The sequence below is a fragment of the Acidisoma sp. L85 genome, from assembly GCF_009765865.1.
Classification (GTDB): Bacteria; Pseudomonadota; Alphaproteobacteria; order Acetobacterales; family Acetobacteraceae; genus Acidisoma.
Genome location: NZ_LMUQ01000076.1, coordinates 268,393 through 285,699 on the forward strand (window position 1 = coordinate 268,393; position 17,307 = coordinate 285,699).

Sequence of the window (17,307 nt, forward strand, 5' to 3'; positions counted from 1 at the left end):
TGCTTATCGAGGCAATCCGGCCGGAGGAACGCGGGAGATGAGCGGGCGATCGGGACGCATCGATCGGCGCTGGCTGCCGCTGAACGCGTTGCGCGCTTTCGAGATGGTCGGGCGCCATTTGAGCTTCACCGGCGCCGCGCAATCCATGCATGTTTCGCAGAGCGCACTTAGTCGTCATGTCGCGATGTTGGAGGATCTGCTCGGCCAACCTTTGCTTTCGCGCCGGCCGCACGGGCTGGCGTTGACGGAAGCCGGGGCAGCGCTGCTTCCCGCGATCGGCAAGTCCTTCGATCGGTTGGAGCAGGTGCTGAACGATATCGTTCGGCGGGATGGGCGGCAGCGCCGGCTGCGCGTTCATATGGCGCCGTCGTTCCTCCATCAGGTCGCACTACCTATTTTGGCTGAATTTCGCCGCGACTTCCCCGATGTGGTGATTGACCTGTCCAGCGCCTTGGCGGCCGGGCTGCCCGCGACGGAGGTGGATGTCGCGGTGGTCTATGATCGTCCGCAGGCCGGGGACACGGTGCGGGACCTGTTGTGGCTGGTGCGGGTAACGCCGGTTTGCGCGCCTTCGGTCGCGGCACGTTTCGCGGGCCGTGCGCTCGGCGAGTTCCTGGCGGAGAACGAGTTGCTCCACGTCAAGCTTCAGGGCGAGCCGACGGGCGCGCCCTGGGCGCGTTTCGCGCGGCAGACGGGGCTGGCGCTGGATGTTGGCGGCGGCATCGCCTTCGAAACGGTCACGCTCGCGGCGCAATATGCAATGGGCGGCCAGGGTATCGTTCTGGCGGATGTCGAGATGTTCGCCGCCGAACTGGCCAGTGGACGGCTGGTCGCGCCCTATGATGCGGTGACCGAGGATGGCTATGGCTACTACCTCGCACTGCATCCCGAGGATCTTGCGGATCCGGCGATCAGTCTTTTCCGCTCGTGGATGATTGGGCGGCTCGGGCGGCCCTCGAAACCCAGGGAACTGCCCGCGGGGACGGTGGACGCGGTCTCGCCCTAGCCGCTTCGTCGCCCGCCGCCTATTCTGCCGCCTCATGATGGGGTGCAGCGTCAATGCCTGAGGCCTTGCGGGTCGCGGTCCAGATGGATCCGATCGAAAGCATCAATATCGACGCGGACTCGACCTTCGTGCTGATGCTGGAGGCCCAGGCACGCGGCCACCAGCTATGGCACTACGAGGTCCGGCACCTTTCGCTGTCGGGCAGCCGCACCGTCTCGGCGCGGGGGCGGCCGGTGACCTTGCGGCGTGAGAAGGGCAACCACGTCACCGCCGGGGCGTTCGAGCGGATCGATCTCGGCACCATGGACGTGATCCTGATGCGGCAGGACCCGCCCTTCGACATGAGCTATATCAGCGCCACTCACCTGCTGGAGCATATCCACCCCAGGACGCTGGTCGTGAACGACCCGGCCTCAGTGCGCAACGCACCCGAGAAATTGCTGGTGACGAGCTTCCCGGAGCTTATGCCGCCCACCCTCGTCACCTGGGATCGCGCCGCGATGATCGCCTTCCGGGCGGAATATCGCGACATCATCATCAAGCCGCTGTTCGGCAATGGCGGCACCGGCGTCTTCCGCCTCAAGGAAGACGACGAGAATTTCAGTGCGCTGGTCGACACCCATTTCGCGCGCTCGACCGAGCCGCTCATGCTGCAGCGCTACGAGCCCGCGGTGCGGGCTGGGGACAAGCGCATCATCCTGGTCGATGGCGAGCCGATGGGTGCGATCAACCGCGTGCCGGCCGCAGGCGATGCGCGCGCCAATATGCATGCGGGTGGCCGTGCCGAGGGCAGCGTCATGACGGCGCGGGATCGCGAGATCTGCGAGCGTATCGGACCCTATCTCCGCGAGCATGGGCTGCTGTTCACCGGCATCGACGTGATCGGCGACTACCTCACCGAGATCAACGTGACCTCACCGACCGGCTTGCAGGAAGTTGCCCGCTTCGACGGCGTTCAGCTTGAAAAGCCGATTTGGGACCGGATCGAGGCACGGCTTGCCGGGCGATAGCTGCTCAGCTCCCTCACCGCGCCGATGAAGGCTTGGCGCGGCGCGAAGCCTTGGCCGAGGCCGCTGCCCTTGGATGGCCCATGGCCTGGCCCGAAGGCTCTAACCGGCCTCGGGCGTGTGCTGATGCGAACAGGCGCTTTCCTGCTCTGGACGGCGATCTGCGTGCCGGTTCAAGCGCTGTTTCTGGTGTTGCCGGGCCGAGGAAAGGCCTGGTTCACGACAATCTATTGGTCGGGCGTCTGCGTGCTGCTCAGTTTGCGCGTGCGGGTTATCGGCACGCCCGCGACCGGACCGGAGCCTGTTGTCTTCGTCTCGAACCATTCCTCCTGGCTCGATATCCCGGCGCTGGGCGCCAAGCTCCAGGCCTCCTTCATCGCCAAGAATGAAGTAGGGCAGTGGCCGGGCGTTTCGGTGGTCGCGCGGCTGGGGCGCACGATCTATGTCAGCCGCCGCATGACGGGCGCGCGGCGGGAGAACCTGGAGATCCGCAACCGCATCGCGGCCGGCGATAGCCTCGTGCTGTTTCCGGAAGGCACGACCTCGGACGGCGCCCGCGTCATGCCCTTTCGCTCTGCCTTCCTGGCGATCGCCGAGACCGACCAGCCGCACATCATCCAGCCCGTCTCGATCGTCTATGACGAACTCGACTATCTGCCGGTCCGGCGGGAGCAGCGGGCCTTGTTCGCCTGGTTTGGGGATATGGAGCTCGCCTCCCATTTCGCGCGCATCGGGCGGCATCGCGGCCTTCGTGTCACCATCCTGTTCCATCCGCCCTTCGACGCAGCGCATCGGCCTAGCCGCAAGCGCCTGGCTCAGGAAAGCTGGCGCCAAGTCGCGGAGGGTGCCGCCATGCTCCGCCATAACTGGCGCGACCCTGAGCTGCTTTCGCGAATAGAAGAGACGACGTCCGCCGCCGCCGCTGGCGCGGGCAGCTAAAGAGAAGCGCGGGAGGACCGGCACCATGCATCCCCAGCATCTCGAAACCAGAATCCAGACCATCGTCGCCGCTGGCCCGAGCTGGCTGCCCCCTGCGGTCTGGAGCACCGTGATACTCCTTGTCGCGGCGGGGCTTGCCTTGCTGCTGCATGGCGCCAGCCTGGAAGTGTTCAAACACCTCTCGCCGCCGAGGAAGGTTCGCAGCTTCTGGGAAGCGCTGATCGAGAACACGATCGGACCGAGCCGCCTCGCCTACGTCGTCTTCCTGGTCGGCGCGGCGCTTCCCTCCACCAATTTCACGCTGCCGACGACTCTCGCCATCGCCCATGGCCTGCTGGTCGCCTTTATCTTGCTCGTTGGCTGGAGCTCGATGCGCAGCCTGGAAATCGCGGCGACACTCTACCTCCACCACTTCCGCACGGATGTGGACGACAATCTGCGGGCGCGGAAACACCTCACCCAGATCCGCATCCTCAAGCGGGCCGGCGATATCCTCATTGGCGTTGTCACTGTCGCGGTCGCACTAATGACGTTCGACCAGGTGCGGCAATACGGGCTGAGTCTTTTCGCCTCCGCCGGCGCCGCGAGCCTTGTTCTCGGCCTGGCGGCCCGGCCACTGCTGACCAACCTTATCGCCGGTGTGCAGATCGCGATCACCCAGCCGATCCGGTTGGAGGACGCGGTGATCGTGGAGGGTGAATGGGGCTGGGTCGAGGAAATCACCAGTACTTATGTTGTGGTGCGACTATGGGATTGGCGTCGGATGATTCTGCCGATCGCCTATTTCCTGGAAAAGCCGTTCCAAAACTGGACCCGCGAATCCGCCTCGCTTATCGGCTCCGTCTATCTCTATCTGGACTACAGCGTGCCGGTGGAAGCGGTGCGCACCAAGCTCTCGGAGATTGCCGCCGAGAGCAAGCTTTGCGACGGCAAAGTCATCAACCTTCAGATGAGCGACGCGCGCGAACGGGTGGTGGAGTTGCGAGCGCTGGTGAGCGCCCGGACGGCGCCGCAATGTTGGGACCTGCGCTGCGAGGTGCGGGAGAAGCTCGTCGCTTTCATTCGCGAAAACTACCCCGAGGCGCTGCCGCAAACCCGCGTGCAACTGGACGCCGTCGCACAGCCCATCCCCCAGGGCAATCCTGCCATGCGCGGGGCGATGATGTAGGCGGCCCTGCCCAGGTCGAAGGTAATTCGGTAATTTGACCAAATATTTGACGTTCCGCTGGAATGGCCTGAAGCAGTAGGGATTAACAAAAATGAGCGTCGCCGCCTCTTCACAACCGAGCGGCACCGCCGCACGCAATAAAGCCGCCTTCACCGCGGGAATGGCGGCGCTGGCCGGTCTCATGTTTGGCCTTGATATCGGGGTCATTTCAGGCGCGCTCAGATTCATCGGCGATACCTTCCACGCTTCTGATCAGGCGAAAGAGTGGATCGTCAGCAGCATGATGATCGGCGCCGCGATCGGGGCTTTGGGGGCAGGCGTTCTGTCCTACCGACTTGGCCGCAAAGTCTCGCTTATTCTTTCCGCACTACTCTTCGTTATTGGATCATTGCTCTGCGCCTTCGCCTGGTCGGTCTTGACCTTGATCATCGCGCGGATCCTTCTTGGCCTTGCCATCGGGACGGCGAGTTTCACAGCGCCGCTCTATATCGCGGAGATCGCGCCGCCCAAGAAACGCGGCTCGATGATCGCGACCTATCAGCTGATGCTTACCATTGGCATTCTCGCGGCCTTTATCTCGGACACTCTGTTCGCCTATGGCGGCCACTGGCGCTGGATGCTTGGAATTGTCGCGGTTCCAGGCGGCATGTTTCTGGCCGGGGTGTTCCTGCTGCCGAACAGTCCGCGGTGGCTCATGATGCGGGGACGCAAGCCCGAGGCGCTGGTGGTATTGCTCACTCTGCGCGAGAGCCGGCACGAGGTCGACGAGGAAGTGCGCGAGATCGAGGAGCAGCTGGGGCGCCCGCAAGTCGGCTGGGAGCTGTTTCGCGCCAACTCCAATTTCCGCCGCTCGGTCGGCTTCGGCCTACTGCTCCAGGCGGTTCAGCAATTCACCGGCATCAACGTCGTGATGTATTACGCGCCCCGCATTTTCGAGGAGGCCGGCTTTGGCCTGCACGCCTCGTTGTGGGGCACGGCGATCGTCGGCTTGGTCAATGTTCTGGCGACGTTTATCGCGATCGGCGTTGTCGATCGTTTGGGACGGCGGCCAGTGCTGCTGATTGGCTTTGCGGTGATGGCGGTGGGCCTGGGTGCTCTCGGGATCCTGCTCAATATCGGCACGCATGACCTCACCATGCGGCTGATCGCGGTGGCCACGCTGCTCATCTTCATCGCTGGCTTCGCGATGTCTGCGGGGCCGCTGATCTGGATCCTGTGCTCGGAGGTGCAGCCCACGCGTGGACGGGACTTCGGCGTTTCGGCCTCCACCTTCATGAACTGGGCGGCGAATTTCGTGGTCGGGCTGACCTTCCTCTCGCTGCTCAACGGTCTGGGCACGGGCGCTACCTTCTGGCTCTACGCGGCGCTGAATGCAGCTTTCATCGTAATGACATTTTTCCTCGTGCCGGAGACCAAGGGCGTTTCGCTAGAGGCGATCGAAGCGAATTTGATGGCGGGCAAGCCGCTGCGGCGTATTGGCGCGTAGAAACACGGCTTGACCAAGAAGGCGGCGGATCGTCTCTGGCGGCGGCAGATAGGGGATGGTTCATGAGCGGTGCTGAGCGGCGGAGTGCGATCCGGCTGGTGGTGAGCGACATCGACGGCACGCTGGTGCGTCATGACAAGACCCTCCATCCGGAGACGATCGCCGCCGCCCGGCAACTGCGCGAGGCGGGGATCCTCTTCTGCCTAGTCAGCAGCCGGCCGCCGCGCGGGATGGACATGTATCTCGCGCCCCTCGGCATCGACACGCCACGCGCCGGCTTCAACGGCGGCGCGATTGTGGGCGCCGATGACGCGATGCTGGAAGAGCTGGTCATTCCGGGCGACGCGGCGCGCCAGGCGGTCAAGGATATGGAGAGCGCCGGGCTCGATGCCTGGGTTTTCGCCGGCAATGGCTGGTACGTGAAAAGCGCCAATGGGCCTTACGTCGCGCATGAGGCGGAGGTGACGCGGAATACCTTCGTGGTGGTGGAGGATTTCGGCGAGCATCTGGACCACGCCAATAAGATCATGGCCTCATCGAAGAACTTCGATGCCGTCGCGGCGGTGGAGAGCGATCTCCAGGCGCGGCTGGCGGGCGTGGCCTCGGTCAACCGCTCCTCGCCCTATTACGTGGACGTGACGCATCCCGACGCAAACAAGGGCCACGCAGCTTTGGCCTTGGCGAAGATCGTCGGCGTGCCGCCCGAGGCGATGGCTTGCCTGGGCGACATGCCGGTCGATATCTCCATGCTCAAGATCGCCGGCGTCTCCATCGCGATGGGCAATGCACCTGATAGCGTGAAGGCGGCGGCGAGGTTCGTGACGGGCACGAATGACGAGGCGGGATGGGCGGATGCTGTGCGACGGTATGTGTTGAGTCCGACGGATAGCTAGCTCCATCCGCCGAGGCGCTTGTCTTTCATAGGCTCAGATTTTTGCGACGAGCCAGCCCGTCGTGTTGGTGTCCGGTGTATCAGGGGAAGTCTGCATGTAATGCGCGAAGTTGGGTCGAGTCAGCTCGGGCATGCTTCCGTAGCCAATCTGATAGTTGCTTTGCTCAGGATTGAATCGTGTTGGCGGTCGCCGGTTCACAAGCGTTAGCGCTACAGGTTGCGGTTCCTCGACAGAGGGCCTGGTTTGACCGAGCTGGACGATTGCGAAGCTGGCGCGTGGGATTGGGCCCAGGGATTCGACTGAAGCAGTATGGCGAATCGGGAAAGGCGGGTGATTTGATGTCTGCTGATCAGCATACCATTGTAGATCCGACGCACTAAAACTGCGAGTTATCTGTGACACATTTGACTCCATCTGCGGGTCGAAACAGAAGATTGCAAAATCCGATTAATATCAGCTTTGCACGCATCATCGTCGACTCTGTCTCTGAAGCTTCGGCTGAAGCGGGCCGACTGGCCTATGCTGGCAAGCGCGTCTGAGCAAGCACGACTTAGCCACCCACGCATTGACCAAATGGATTGAGTTGTAACTAATTGCGAAAGGTCTGATCATGATCACGAGCATTGGATCGCGTTCACCGAGATCGGCTACAATCGGCTAATGCTAGCCGCACTATTCTGGCTTACGGCCTATTGCGGAGCCGGGAGGAAGTCCATTGGGCCTGCAAATATAAATGAATCAAGATCCGGAGAATCTCTTCCTGCATTTTCGTGGGACGGTTGGGAGGGCTGCCGATGCAAGGGCAGTGTTATTTTGAAGATGGCGTGCGTTAATGCATCGACATTGAACGCATCGGCTTTGGGCAGAAGCGGGTTCTGGCCGTTCCACCAAGTCGGCTCGTCAGGCCCCGCTTGAAACCCGTAGGGCTGATAGCCTGGAGGCTGGTAAACAAAATTTGCTCCGTTTGGGAATCTGGTTACACTCATAGCCGCTCCTGTTTGTTGCCTCGCACGTTTCCCACAAAGGAGCGGGCGAGAAGAGAAGCTACAGAAGCAGGAAATGTCTTGAAGGCGCCTAATCAAACCACGATCAAAGGACTAATGTCGATCGCCTACCGTCGCGATTCGGATCGCGGATGCGGGGTAGTGAGCCACCCGGACTCAATACCTGGATCGACCAAGGCTATCGCCGCAGCGCTAATTCGCGCGGCGGCGTAGGCTCGGCTTGGCGCTGTCGCCATAGCTGCGCGGCTTGGTGCTGCGGTGCGGGCGATCCTCGCGCCGCGCATGGGTCTGCGCGGGCGGTGGGCCGTCGGCGGCTTCGATGCGAATTTCGTTTTCGCCCGCATTTCCGAGTGCGGCGGCGAAGGCCTCGGACGCCGTCTCGGTGATCTGAAAGCGCGTTTCGTGCTCGGAGATGCGGATTGCGCCGACATCCTTTTTCGTGACCTGACCCAGGCGGCAGATCAGCGGCAGCAGCCATTTCGGATCGGCCTTGTTCTTGCGGCCGACGCTGGTGCGATACCAGACCATCGGCACATCCTCGGCGCGGAAGCTCTCGCGTGGAACATAGGGACGCTCCGCACGCTCGGCGCCTTCGCTGCGGGTGCGGGGCTGGGACTCGTCCGGCGTGGCGCGGGCGCCGGCGATCTCGACCGGGCTCGGCAGCAACTGGCGGCGCAGGCGGATGAAGGCGGCGGCGAGAGCTTCCGCGCCATGCCGCTCGGCAAGCTGATAGGCGAGTTCGACATCGCCATCCGAGGGCGGCGCGCTCAGCATCGGGTCGGCGAGCAGATGGGCACGGTCCTGGGCACGGATTTGCTCGGCGGTGGGTGCCGTGCCCCAGCTTGCCGTCAGCCCGGCCCAGCTCAGCAGCAGCTCGGCTTTGCGGCGGCGAGGATGCGGCACCAGCAGCACGGCGATGCCCTTGCGCCCCGCGCGGCCAGTGCGGCCCGAACGATGGAGCAGCGTGTCCTTGTTGGTCGGCAGATCGGCATGGATAACCAGGCCGAGATCCGGCAGGTCGAGCCCGCGCGCCGCGACATCGGTCGCGACGCAGACCTGCGCCCGCCCGTCCCGCACCGCCTGGAGCGCCGTATTTCGTTCGTGCTGCGACAGCTCGCCGGACAGGGCGACGGCGGTGAAGCCGCGGGCGATCAGCGCATCGGCCAGGCCGCGCACGCTCTCGCGCCGGGCGCAGAAAATGATGGCGCTGCGCGGGGAGATGAGGCGCAGCGTATTGACGATGGCGCCCTCGACCTGATCGGGATCGATGCGCATCGCGCGGTATTCGATGTCCTGATGCGGCTGGTTGCGATCGACCGTGTCGATGCGCAGCGCATTGCGCTGGTAGCGCTTCGCCAGCATCGCGATGTCGCGCGGGATCGTCGCCGAGAATAGCAGGGTGCGCCGCTGGCCGGGCGTCGCGTCAAGGATGAACTCAAGCTCCTCGCGGAAGCCCATGTCGAGCATCTCATCCGCCTCGTCGAGCACGACGACGCGGAGGGCCGAGGGGTCGAGCTGCTTGCGCTCCAGATGGTCCTTGAGGCGGCCGGGGGTGCCGACGACGATATGCGCGCCCTGGGACAACAGCCGGGCCTCCCGCCGCGCATCCATGCCGCCGATACAGGCGACGACCCGCGCGCCGGCCTCGGCATAGAGCCACAGCAGCTCGCCATGGACCTGAAGGGCGAGTTCCCGGGTCGGCGCGATGATGAGAGCGAGGGGCGGGCCGGCTGGCGGCAGCCTGTCCTCCTCGCTCATCAGGGTCGGCGCGAAGGCGAGGCCGTAGCCGACCGTCTTGCCCGAACCGGTCTGTGCCGACACGAGGAGGTCCCGATCCACGGGGGCGGCGAGGACCTCGGCTTGCACGGAGGTAGGCTCGGAATAGCCTCGTGCGTCGAGGGCGCGCGCAAGAGCGGGGTTGAGCGTCGGAAACGGCATTTTTGAGGAAGGTCCGGTCAAATATAAAGGACAGCGGTCCTCTTAGCGCAAAAGAGTCGGGTTTCGCGAGCGGAGACAGGGCAGGGGTGGGCTGCGCCGAGCACGACGACTGCGAGATGAGGCGCTTGCCATGTCCTCGCCTCGCCTTCATGGGTCTTTCGGGCGCGGCCTGTGCCGCATGCTGCCGAGAGCTGTTGGGGCGGATGCCGTGTCGATCGTTCCGGGCTTCGACTTCAGCGATAGCGGCGGCCTGGCCCTCAGCCTGCTGCGGGGTGCCACGGATGGCGCCGTGCTGGGGACCTTCGGGACCTTGGTGCTGACGTGGCTGGTGGCGCCGCCGGCCTTGGCTGTGGCCGAGACGCCCGGGACCTTGCGCCTCGGCTTGCGGCGGCAGGGCGTCTGCTGGGCGGTGGCGGCGATCGGCCTGGTGCTGGTCTGGCTCGTTTTCGTCGCGAAATCCTTGAGCGAGGCGGCCGATCTGCCAGCTCTCGCGGCGGCCGTCGGGACCGTGGCGGCGCAAACCCAGTTCGGCCACCTCGTTCTGGCGACGCTGGCCTGCCTGCTGCTGGTGATCGCGGCGAGCGTTGCGCCTCTTTGTCGGGACCGTCTTGCGTGGGCGGTGATGCCGGCGATCGGGGCGGTGGTGTTGCAGGCCCTTCACGGTCATGCGCTCGGCATGGGGATGCCGCTGATGGTTGCCTCGGAATGCGCGCATCTGCTGGCGGCCGGGGCGTGGATCGGCGCGCTCCCGGCCTTCTGGCTGCTGGCGCGGCGGCTGCCGCCCGAGGGGCTGTCGATCCTGGCGAGGCGGTTTTCACCGCTGGGCGTCGCCTGCGTGCTGGTGCTTGCCGCGACGGCTTTCGCTCAGGGCTGGGCGCTTATCGGCAGCTTCGGCGCGCTGGGCGGGACCGCCTATGGCTGGATGGCGCTGCTCAAGCTGCTGTTCTTCGTGTTGCTGCTGAGCCTCGCGGCGCTGAACCGGCAATTGCTGACACCGACCCTGGCGGGTGCGGTAACGGCGGAGGCGGCGCGTCGCCACTTGCTCGCAAGCGTCGCTATGGAGGTTGTGCTCGGTTTGGCCGCCATCCTCGCTGCCGGATTGCTGGCGAGCCTGGAACCGACGATGCCGATGTAAAAGCTGGCGGCGCCTTCACGATAAACTAAGAAGCCCCTGTGTAAGACACCTCCGAATTAAGCGTTGTTGCCGGTTCGCAACATGAGCGCCACGCCGTTCCGCGGAGCGGCCGGGGCGCACGGGGGCTGCCATGGCGTTCGCGACCCATTTGCAGAAGACGGAGGCCGAGCTTGAAGGTTTGGAGCGCCCGCAGGCAATAGATCTCACGGCTCAAGCAGCGCCACTCTTGGCGGGGCTCAACCGCTTCCTTCATCCGCGGCGCCTGCGCCAGTATCAGTCGGCAATCTTCGACCGTGGCCATTTCGTGATCCGGGATCCGCGCGATGGGCAGGAGCGCATCTGCGACGGCACGCTGTTCGCGCCGATGAAGGCTTTCGCCTGGCGCTTTCCGGCGCCGGCCGGCGATCTGTGGCTCATAAGCTCCGGCCCCGATCGCGGCTACGAGATTGATGGCGTCTATGATCCGGCCCGGCGATGCCTCACGCTGCCGTCGGGCCATGACAGCGCTGTGGCGATCTTTCTCGTGCGCCATATTCGGGCGGTGGCGGACGCGCCGTGCGGCAAGGGTCAAAGGGCCAAACTGGTATTGGGCCACCCAAATTTCGCGCATTTCTTATGGAACGAAATGCCCGCGCTGCTGGAGCTCGAAAGCCGCACTGCTTCAGGGATCGCCGGCATCCTGCTCGCACATGAGCCGATCCTGCCATTCGGAAAACTCTTCGACTGGGCCTTGGCGTCTCCGGTCTCCACGATCACCCGCGAAGCCTCGCACGGTCATAGGGCGCGCTTCCATCCCGGCACGCTTTTCGCGGCCGGATCGACGCGAGTCAGCCTCGCGGCGAAGGCAAGGGTCACGCAGCGCTGCCGGAACGCGAGCGGCACCGTCGCGGCACCAGAGCCCGGCGCTATCCGTTTGTGGCTCAGCCTGCGTGCGCTCTACCGTCGCCCCGTCAATCAGATCGAGACCTTTGTCGCTTTGTTGCGGAGCTTAAGTCGTTGTGGAACCCGCTTCGAGGTTCTGCTCGATGGCTATTCACTCCCGCATGACATCGAGGTTCCGGGCCGCTACGACATCGACCGGGAACGCGGCAATCGCGCCGAGGTTATCATCATGGCGCGGGACCTAATGGCGCGCTGCCGCGGATGGGTCGGAGGACCGGCGCTTATCGACATTACTGGCTGCGGCCTCGTCGAGAGCATCGCCTATGCCGCGACCGCGCAATACTACATCTGTCATCACGGGACGCAGCAGCACAAGATCGGCTGGCTGTACGATACACCGGGCCTCATTCACGCAGGCCCCAGCATCGTCGCGACGCAGCCTGCCGGCTGGATGGCCGATCAATGCGAGGGCGCGCTTCCGCCCGTCTATTTGGCGGAACATTTCGTCGCGGAAGCGAAGACGGAGAACGAACGGCCCGGGCAACCCTATTTCGCGGATTATCTCTTCAACGAGCCGAAGCTTGCCGCCGACGCGATGATCGCCGCGCTGCGCCAGACGCTGAACCTCGGATGACGTCACCGCGCATTGCTCCGACCATAGGCAAGCCCGATGCCGCCCGCTTGGTCGCGGCGGCGGCGGGACTTCCCGAGCTTGACCCCTATTGGGGCCCCGTCGCGCAGAGTCTGGAGCAGGCGGAGCGGTTGTGCGGCATCGGCTGCAACGAGGACATTGCTTTCGTTACCTCGGCGCCCGCGCTGCAGGAGATTGTTCTCGCGCGCGGTCACGATCGGCTCTTGCCGCCCCCCGGCTATCTCAACGGGCGGCCGGATTGCTTCCCGGGCTTTCCCGGAATGTGGCCGAGCGGTGCCGCGGCTCTGAGAGGTTTCGTGCTGCCCAACGCCTACTACGGCTTGGTCGCGGACGCACCGGTGGCGATCAGCGCGGAGCGGAAAGCTGTCGCATCCGCTAGTTCGAAGTTCGCACGCCTGCTGCATTTTTACGATTATCCACTTGAGCCGCTGTTGTCCGATGCGCCTTTCATCGACGGCACTGTGCTCGCCTTGGTCGATGATGTCTTCGGCCTCAACTACTGCCATTGGATCTGCGACTGGTTGAGCCGGCTCGCCCCGTTCAAGAATGTCCTCGGCCGCGATGATTTCTTTGTCCTCACCTCGCCGCTCACCACTGATTGGCAGCGCCGAACGTTGGAACTTTGCGGCGTCTCACGCGACCGAATGATCGCGGTGCAGCCATGGCAAGCGGTTCGGGCGAGAGAACTCATCACGCTCTCCGACATCAGCGATATTCACCATCCGATGCAGAAGGGCGCGGTTTGGGCGATGACTTTCTTGCGGGACCGTCTCCTCGCGCCGGTCGCGACGGAGATGGGGGCGGGGCGCCGCGCGGCCGGCCGCAAGATCTACGTCTCGCGGGGCGATGCTGGCGGACGCCGAGTGCTCAACGAGGATGCGCTAATGGCGCTTCTAGGTCGTCACGGCTATGAAAAGGTTGCTCCAGGCGAGCTCGATTTCGATGCGCAGGCAGTGCTATTCGCCGAGGCGTCTCATATCGTCGGGATCCACGGGGCGGGGCTCACCAATATCATCTTCGCACCGCCCTACTGCCGGGTCATCGAGATCCTGCCGCGGAGCTACGGCACACCGGCCTTCTGCGTCCTGGCGGGCGCGCGGGGGATGCCGTACTACACTTATGTCGAGGGCGCGGTCACCGCCAGCAGCGATAGCCAAGCCGACGACATCACCATCAACGTCGCCGACTTCGCCCGATGCGCGGAGGTTCTGCTTTGAGGTGCGGCGCTTTCACGAACGGGCATTGACGATGACCCTCTCGCGTCATCCTCGGCGCAGGCCGAGGATCCACGCCTTACTCGCGGCACGAAGGCAAGGCGTGGATGCCCGGCCAGCGCCGAGCATGACGAGCGATTTGCCTGATCAGTCGGTATCCGCGCAATCGGTATTACACAATCGGCTCGCGAAAGCGGAAAAAGTGACGCTGGGTCTCGGCATCATTCTCGGTCTTGAATTGGTGAAGATCCTTGAGCCCCAAAGCACGCTGCGCGGCGGGACGCTCGGTGATCGTGTCCAGCATGCGTTTGAGATGCGGCAGCGTGTCCCACACGCCTTCATCGGCGAGCATGAAGGGAACCAGTCTCGCCCAGCCCCAGACGGCCATATCGACAATCGTGTAGGTGTCTCCCAGCATGAAGCGATTCTTCGAGAGATGCGTGTTGAGGATGCCGTAGTGACGCTTGGCCTCGAATTCGTAGCGGGTATTGGCGTAGTCCTTGGGCTCGGGCGCGTAATGGCGAAAGTGCACGGCCTGGCCTGAATAGGGGCCGATCCCCGTCGCCACAAACATCAGCCATGACAAAAACCTGCCACGCGCCTCCAGCGTGTCCTCGGGAAGGAACTGTCCAGTCTTTTCGGCGAGGTAAAGGAGGATCGCGTTGCTGTCGAAGACCGTTACGCCGTCATCGACAATACAGGGCACCTTGTTGTTGGGATTGAGGGCCGCGAAGGCGGGGTCGAACTGCTCGCCCTTCCGGGTGTCGACCGGAATCGGCTCGTAAGGCAGCCCCGATTCTTCCAGGAACAGCGCCACCTTCATGGGGTTTGGAGCGGTGTTGTAATAGAAGCGGATCATTTGAGTTCCTCCTTGGTCCGGAGAGCATAGGCTGCCCAGTCGGGAGCCGCAAAAGATCAGCGCGAGTCGCATGCTTTTGCGTTCCGCCGCTCCCTGCGCGGTGTTACAGATCCCGCATTCCGGCGCGGTGCCGGGAACAGGAGAGCGACATGGCTAAAGGTGAGCAGAAGAGCAACCGTGAGCCTAAGAAACCGAAGGCATCGAAGAAGCCGGCCGCCGGTGCGCCCGCGTCGAGCAGCGGCAAGGGCTCGCCCAAGGGTAAGTAGGCCTCAGGCTGGGCGGCGCCAGCCGCCCAGCCACATCGCCAGCCGCTCGAAGGCGACATCGAGCAGGATGGCGAGAAGTGCCAGCAGGATCGCGCCCTGTAGCACATAGGCGGTGTTCGAGCCGCTTAGCCCCAGGATAATTGGCGACCCCAGCGTTTTCGCCCCGACCGTGGAGGCGATCGCCGCGGTGCCGACATTGACGATGACGCTGGTGCGGATACCGGCGACAATGATCGGCGCCGCGAGCGGCAATTCGATCCGCGCGAGCATCTGAAACCGGCTCATGCCGATGCCGAGCGCCGCCTCCCGGGTATCCGCCGGCACCGTCTCGATTCCCGTTATCGTGTTGCGGACGATGGGAAGCAGGCCATACAAGGCGAGCGCGATCAAAGCCGGGCTTTCGCCAAATCCCATGACGGGCACTGCGATCGCAAGCACGGCGACGGGCGGGAAAGTCTGCCCCATCGCGGCGACGGTCTCGACCATGCCACGGAACTCGGCACCAGCCGGGCGCGTCACGAAGATACCCAGCGCCACGCCCACGATTGTCGCCACCAGACTGGCGACTCCGGCCAGCCAGAGATGCGCGAGCATTAGCGCGGTGAAGCTGTCCTGCTCGTACATGGGCCGGTCGAGCGCCGGGAACATCGCATGGAACAGCGGCTTGGTCGCCGGCATGCCAACAGTCGCGACGACCAGCAGAAGCAGCAGCCAGGGCAGCGGGCCGCGCAGGATCCTCACAGCCGCACCAGATCGTCGAGGTAGAGTTCACCGACGACGCGCCCCGCTTCCTCCACGCGTAACGCGTGCTGGCCCGTCGCCAGCATCTCGGACAGTGCTTGCCGCAGGTCGGAACCGGCCGCGATGGCGGGCGTCTCGGCGGCGAGGCCGTTGACGGGGCGCATGCGGCTCGCGGCGGTCTCGATCGCAAGCAGCCGCAAACCGCGATCCTCGGCACCCAGGAAGCCGCGCACGAAGTCATTGGCGGGCGCGTGCAGCAGCTCGCGCGGCGTGCCGAGCTGGACGATGTGACCGCGATCCATGACGGCGACCTGGGTCGCGAGGCGCAGCGCCTCGTCCATGTCATGCGTCACGAAGACGATGGTCTTGCCGGTCTCCTTGTGGATGCGGGCGAGCGAGGCCTGCAGGGCATTGCGCGTGATGGGGTCGAGCGCGCTGAAAGGCTCGTCCATCAGCAGCACGTCCGGATCGGCGGCAAGGGCGCGAGCGATGCCGACGCGCTGTTGCTGACCGCCAGAGAGGCGATGTGGATATGCCTTGCGGAAGCGATTCGCGTCGAGCTGGAGCAGCGCCAGGAGTTCCGTCACGCGATCGCGGATGCGCTCAGGCTTCCAGCCGAGCAGCACCGGCACGGTCGCGATATTCCGCTCGACCGTCCAATGGGGAAACAACCCGCCGGATTGGATGACGTAGCCCATGCGGCGGCGGAGGGTTTCCTCGCGGAAGCTGCGGATCTCCTCGCCGCTGATGCGGATCGATCCCTCGTCATGTTCGATGAGGCGATTGATGAGGCGGATGGTGGTGGATTTGCCGCAGCCGGAAGGGCCGATGATGGCGAGGAAGGTGCCATGCGCGACGCTGAGCGAGACATCATCGACAGCACGTACGCCGCCGTAAATCTTGCTGACATGGTCGAGCTGGATGATCGGCGGGGCGTCGGTCATGCGGACCACCTTGCGGTGAGGCCGGTCGCGACCCTGAAGATCAGATCAACGAGAACGGCGAGGAAAATGACGGGCAGTGCGCCGAGCAGCACGAGATCGAGCGCATTGGCGAAGAGTCCGTCGAACATGATGGCGCCAAGACCGCCCGCGCCGATCAGCGCCGAGACCGCGGCGAGCCCGACGGCTTGCACGGCGGTGATGCGGAGGCCCGCCAGGATGACCGGCAGAGCGAGCGGGATTTCGACCCGCCAGAAGGATTGCCGGCGCGTCAGGCCCATGCCGCGCGCGGCTTCCTGCACTGTGGCCGGAACACCGGCCAAGCCTTCTGTTGTGTTACGCACGACGGGCAGCATCGAATAGAGCACCAGCGCGATGATGGCGGGCGCCACTCCAACCCCCGAGATGCCGAGGCGCGGCAGCAGCGGGATGGCATCCGAAAGGCTCGACAGCGGGGCGATCAGCAGGCCGAAGAGTGCGATCGAGGGGATCGTCTGCACCACGTTCAGGATTGGGAAGGCGATGCGGCGCACGCTCTCTCGCCGCCAGGCGGCGACGCCGAGCGGAATGCCGAGCAGCACGGTCGGGATCAGGGCGCCGGCCACCAGCAGGATGTGGCGCAACAGGGCCGCCATGAAGACATCGTGCCGCGTCGCAAATTCCTTGAGGATCGAAAGCTGATTGAGTTCGCCTAGGCCGAGCAGCAGCACGAAAGGCCCGAGCATGAGGAGCGCCGTCAGCCAGATCAGCGATAGGGGCAGGCGCAAGCGTTGCGCGGCGTCGCCCGCCGCCAGCAGCGCCATGACGGCGGCGATCCAAAACCCAGCGCCGAGGCTGGTGCGGGCGGAGGGCGAGCCCGTCAGGGCAAGACCGATCGCCGCTGCCCCGGCAACCCAGCCGAGACCGCCGAGCGTCAATCCGCTCCCGAGCAGGCTGAGCCAGCGCCCGGCGCGCGCGGGAAACAGGAAAGGCGCCAGCAGCAGCAGTACGCCCGCCGCGAGCAGGGTGACGGGCGCAGTGTGGGCAAGTTGCGCCGCCTGGATGAACCCGACGGGCTTACCGGAGACCAGGCGGTTGCGGGCATGGCTGACGAAGGCAAGGCTCGCGATGCTGACGGCGCCTACCGTCAGGAGCAGCAGCAATACGCGGTTGGCGCTGAGCCTCTTCCGCCCCACT

Annotated in this window: 14 protein-coding genes; 9 read left to right on the plus strand and 5 right to left on the minus strand. The window is 64.6% G+C overall.

What is annotated here, in order from left to right:
- The 6 genes from GSQ83_RS27020 to GSQ83_RS27045 form a co-directional block, all read left to right on the plus strand.
- On the plus strand, positions 1 to 1,006 hold a 1,006-nt coding region (locus tag GSQ83_RS27020), incomplete at its 5' end, for a LysR substrate-binding domain-containing protein (RefSeq protein WP_254065933.1).
- Between the two features lie 53 nt (positions 1,007 to 1,059).
- Positions 1,060 to 2,016 carry a glutathione synthase gene (gene gshB / locus GSQ83_RS27025; RefSeq protein WP_158805953.1) on the plus strand — a complete coding sequence of 319 codons (957 nt, stop codon included), beginning with the start codon at positions 1,060 to 1,062 and terminating at the stop codon, positions 2,014 to 2,016.
- Between the two features lie 123 nt (positions 2,017 to 2,139).
- The gene (locus GSQ83_RS27030; protein ID WP_158805954.1) at positions 2,140 to 2,952 is read left to right on the plus strand and encodes a 1-acyl-sn-glycerol-3-phosphate acyltransferase; all 813 of its coding nucleotides are present in this window, start codon (positions 2,140 to 2,142) and stop codon (positions 2,950 to 2,952) included.
- 25 nt (positions 2,953 to 2,977) lie between these two features.
- A complete protein-coding gene (locus tag GSQ83_RS27035; protein ID WP_158805955.1) occupies positions 2,978 to 4,120 on the plus strand; it encodes a mechanosensitive ion channel family protein in 1,143 nt (380 codons plus the stop codon).
- Between the two features lie 91 nt (positions 4,121 to 4,211).
- Complete coding sequence (locus GSQ83_RS27040; protein ID WP_158805956.1) at positions 4,212 to 5,606, plus strand: sugar porter family MFS transporter; 1,395 nt, start codon at positions 4,212 to 4,214, stop codon at positions 5,604 to 5,606.
- A 62-nt stretch (positions 5,607 to 5,668) separates the two neighbouring features.
- Complete coding sequence (locus GSQ83_RS27045; protein WP_158805957.1) at positions 5,669 to 6,499, plus strand: HAD family hydrolase; 831 nt, start codon at positions 5,669 to 5,671, stop codon at positions 6,497 to 6,499.
- Between the two features lie 1,196 nt (positions 6,500 to 7,695).
- Here the strand turns inward: GSQ83_RS27045 and GSQ83_RS27050 are convergent.
- Positions 7,696 to 9,441: a DEAD/DEAH box helicase gene (locus tag GSQ83_RS27050; protein ID WP_158805958.1), complete on the minus strand. Its 1,746-nt coding sequence runs from the start codon at positions 9,439 to 9,441 to the stop codon at positions 7,696 to 7,698.
- Between the two features lie 130 nt (positions 9,442 to 9,571).
- Here GSQ83_RS27050 and GSQ83_RS27055 point away from each other — a divergent pair, with 130 nt between their 5' ends.
- The 3 genes from GSQ83_RS27055 (at position 9,572) to GSQ83_RS27065 (ending at position 13,327) form a co-directional block, all read left to right on the plus strand.
- A complete protein-coding gene (locus GSQ83_RS27055) occupies positions 9,572 to 10,576 on the plus strand; it encodes a CopD family protein (RefSeq protein ID WP_158805959.1) in 1,005 nt (334 codons plus the stop codon).
- Between the two features lie 130 nt (positions 10,577 to 10,706).
- Positions 10,707 to 12,092 carry a hypothetical protein gene (locus GSQ83_RS27060; protein WP_158805960.1) on the plus strand — a complete coding sequence of 462 codons (1,386 nt, stop codon included), beginning with the start codon at positions 10,707 to 10,709 and terminating at the stop codon, positions 12,090 to 12,092.
- On the plus strand, positions 12,089 to 13,327 hold the full coding sequence (locus GSQ83_RS27065) for a DUF563 domain-containing protein (RefSeq protein WP_158805961.1): 1,239 nt from the start codon (positions 12,089 to 12,091) through the stop codon (positions 13,325 to 13,327). The genes GSQ83_RS27060 and GSQ83_RS27065 overlap by 4 nt, the downstream gene beginning before the upstream one ends.
- A 169-nt stretch (positions 13,328 to 13,496) precedes the next feature.
- Here the strand turns inward: GSQ83_RS27065 and GSQ83_RS27070 are convergent, their stop codons facing one another.
- The 4 genes from GSQ83_RS27070 to GSQ83_RS27085 form a co-directional block, all read right to left on the minus strand.
- Complete coding sequence (locus tag GSQ83_RS27070; protein WP_158805962.1) at positions 13,497 to 14,183, minus strand: glutathione S-transferase family protein; 687 nt, start codon at positions 14,181 to 14,183, stop codon at positions 13,497 to 13,499.
- A gap of 269 nt (positions 14,184 to 14,452) precedes the next feature.
- Complete coding sequence (locus GSQ83_RS27075; protein ID WP_174246740.1) at positions 14,453 to 15,190, minus strand: ABC transporter permease; 738 nt, start codon at positions 15,188 to 15,190, stop codon at positions 14,453 to 14,455.
- Complete coding sequence (locus tag GSQ83_RS27080; protein WP_305782233.1) at positions 15,187 to 16,134, minus strand: ABC transporter ATP-binding protein; 948 nt, start codon at positions 16,132 to 16,134, stop codon at positions 15,187 to 15,189. Before GSQ83_RS27080 ends, GSQ83_RS27075 begins: the two co-directional genes overlap by 4 nt.
- Positions 16,131 to 17,306, minus strand: coding sequence for an ABC transporter permease (locus GSQ83_RS27085; protein WP_254065934.1), 1,176 nt, complete (start codon positions 17,304 to 17,306; stop codon positions 16,131 to 16,133). Before GSQ83_RS27085 ends, GSQ83_RS27080 begins: the two co-directional genes overlap by 4 nt.
- Position 17,307 lies beyond the last annotated feature (1 nt).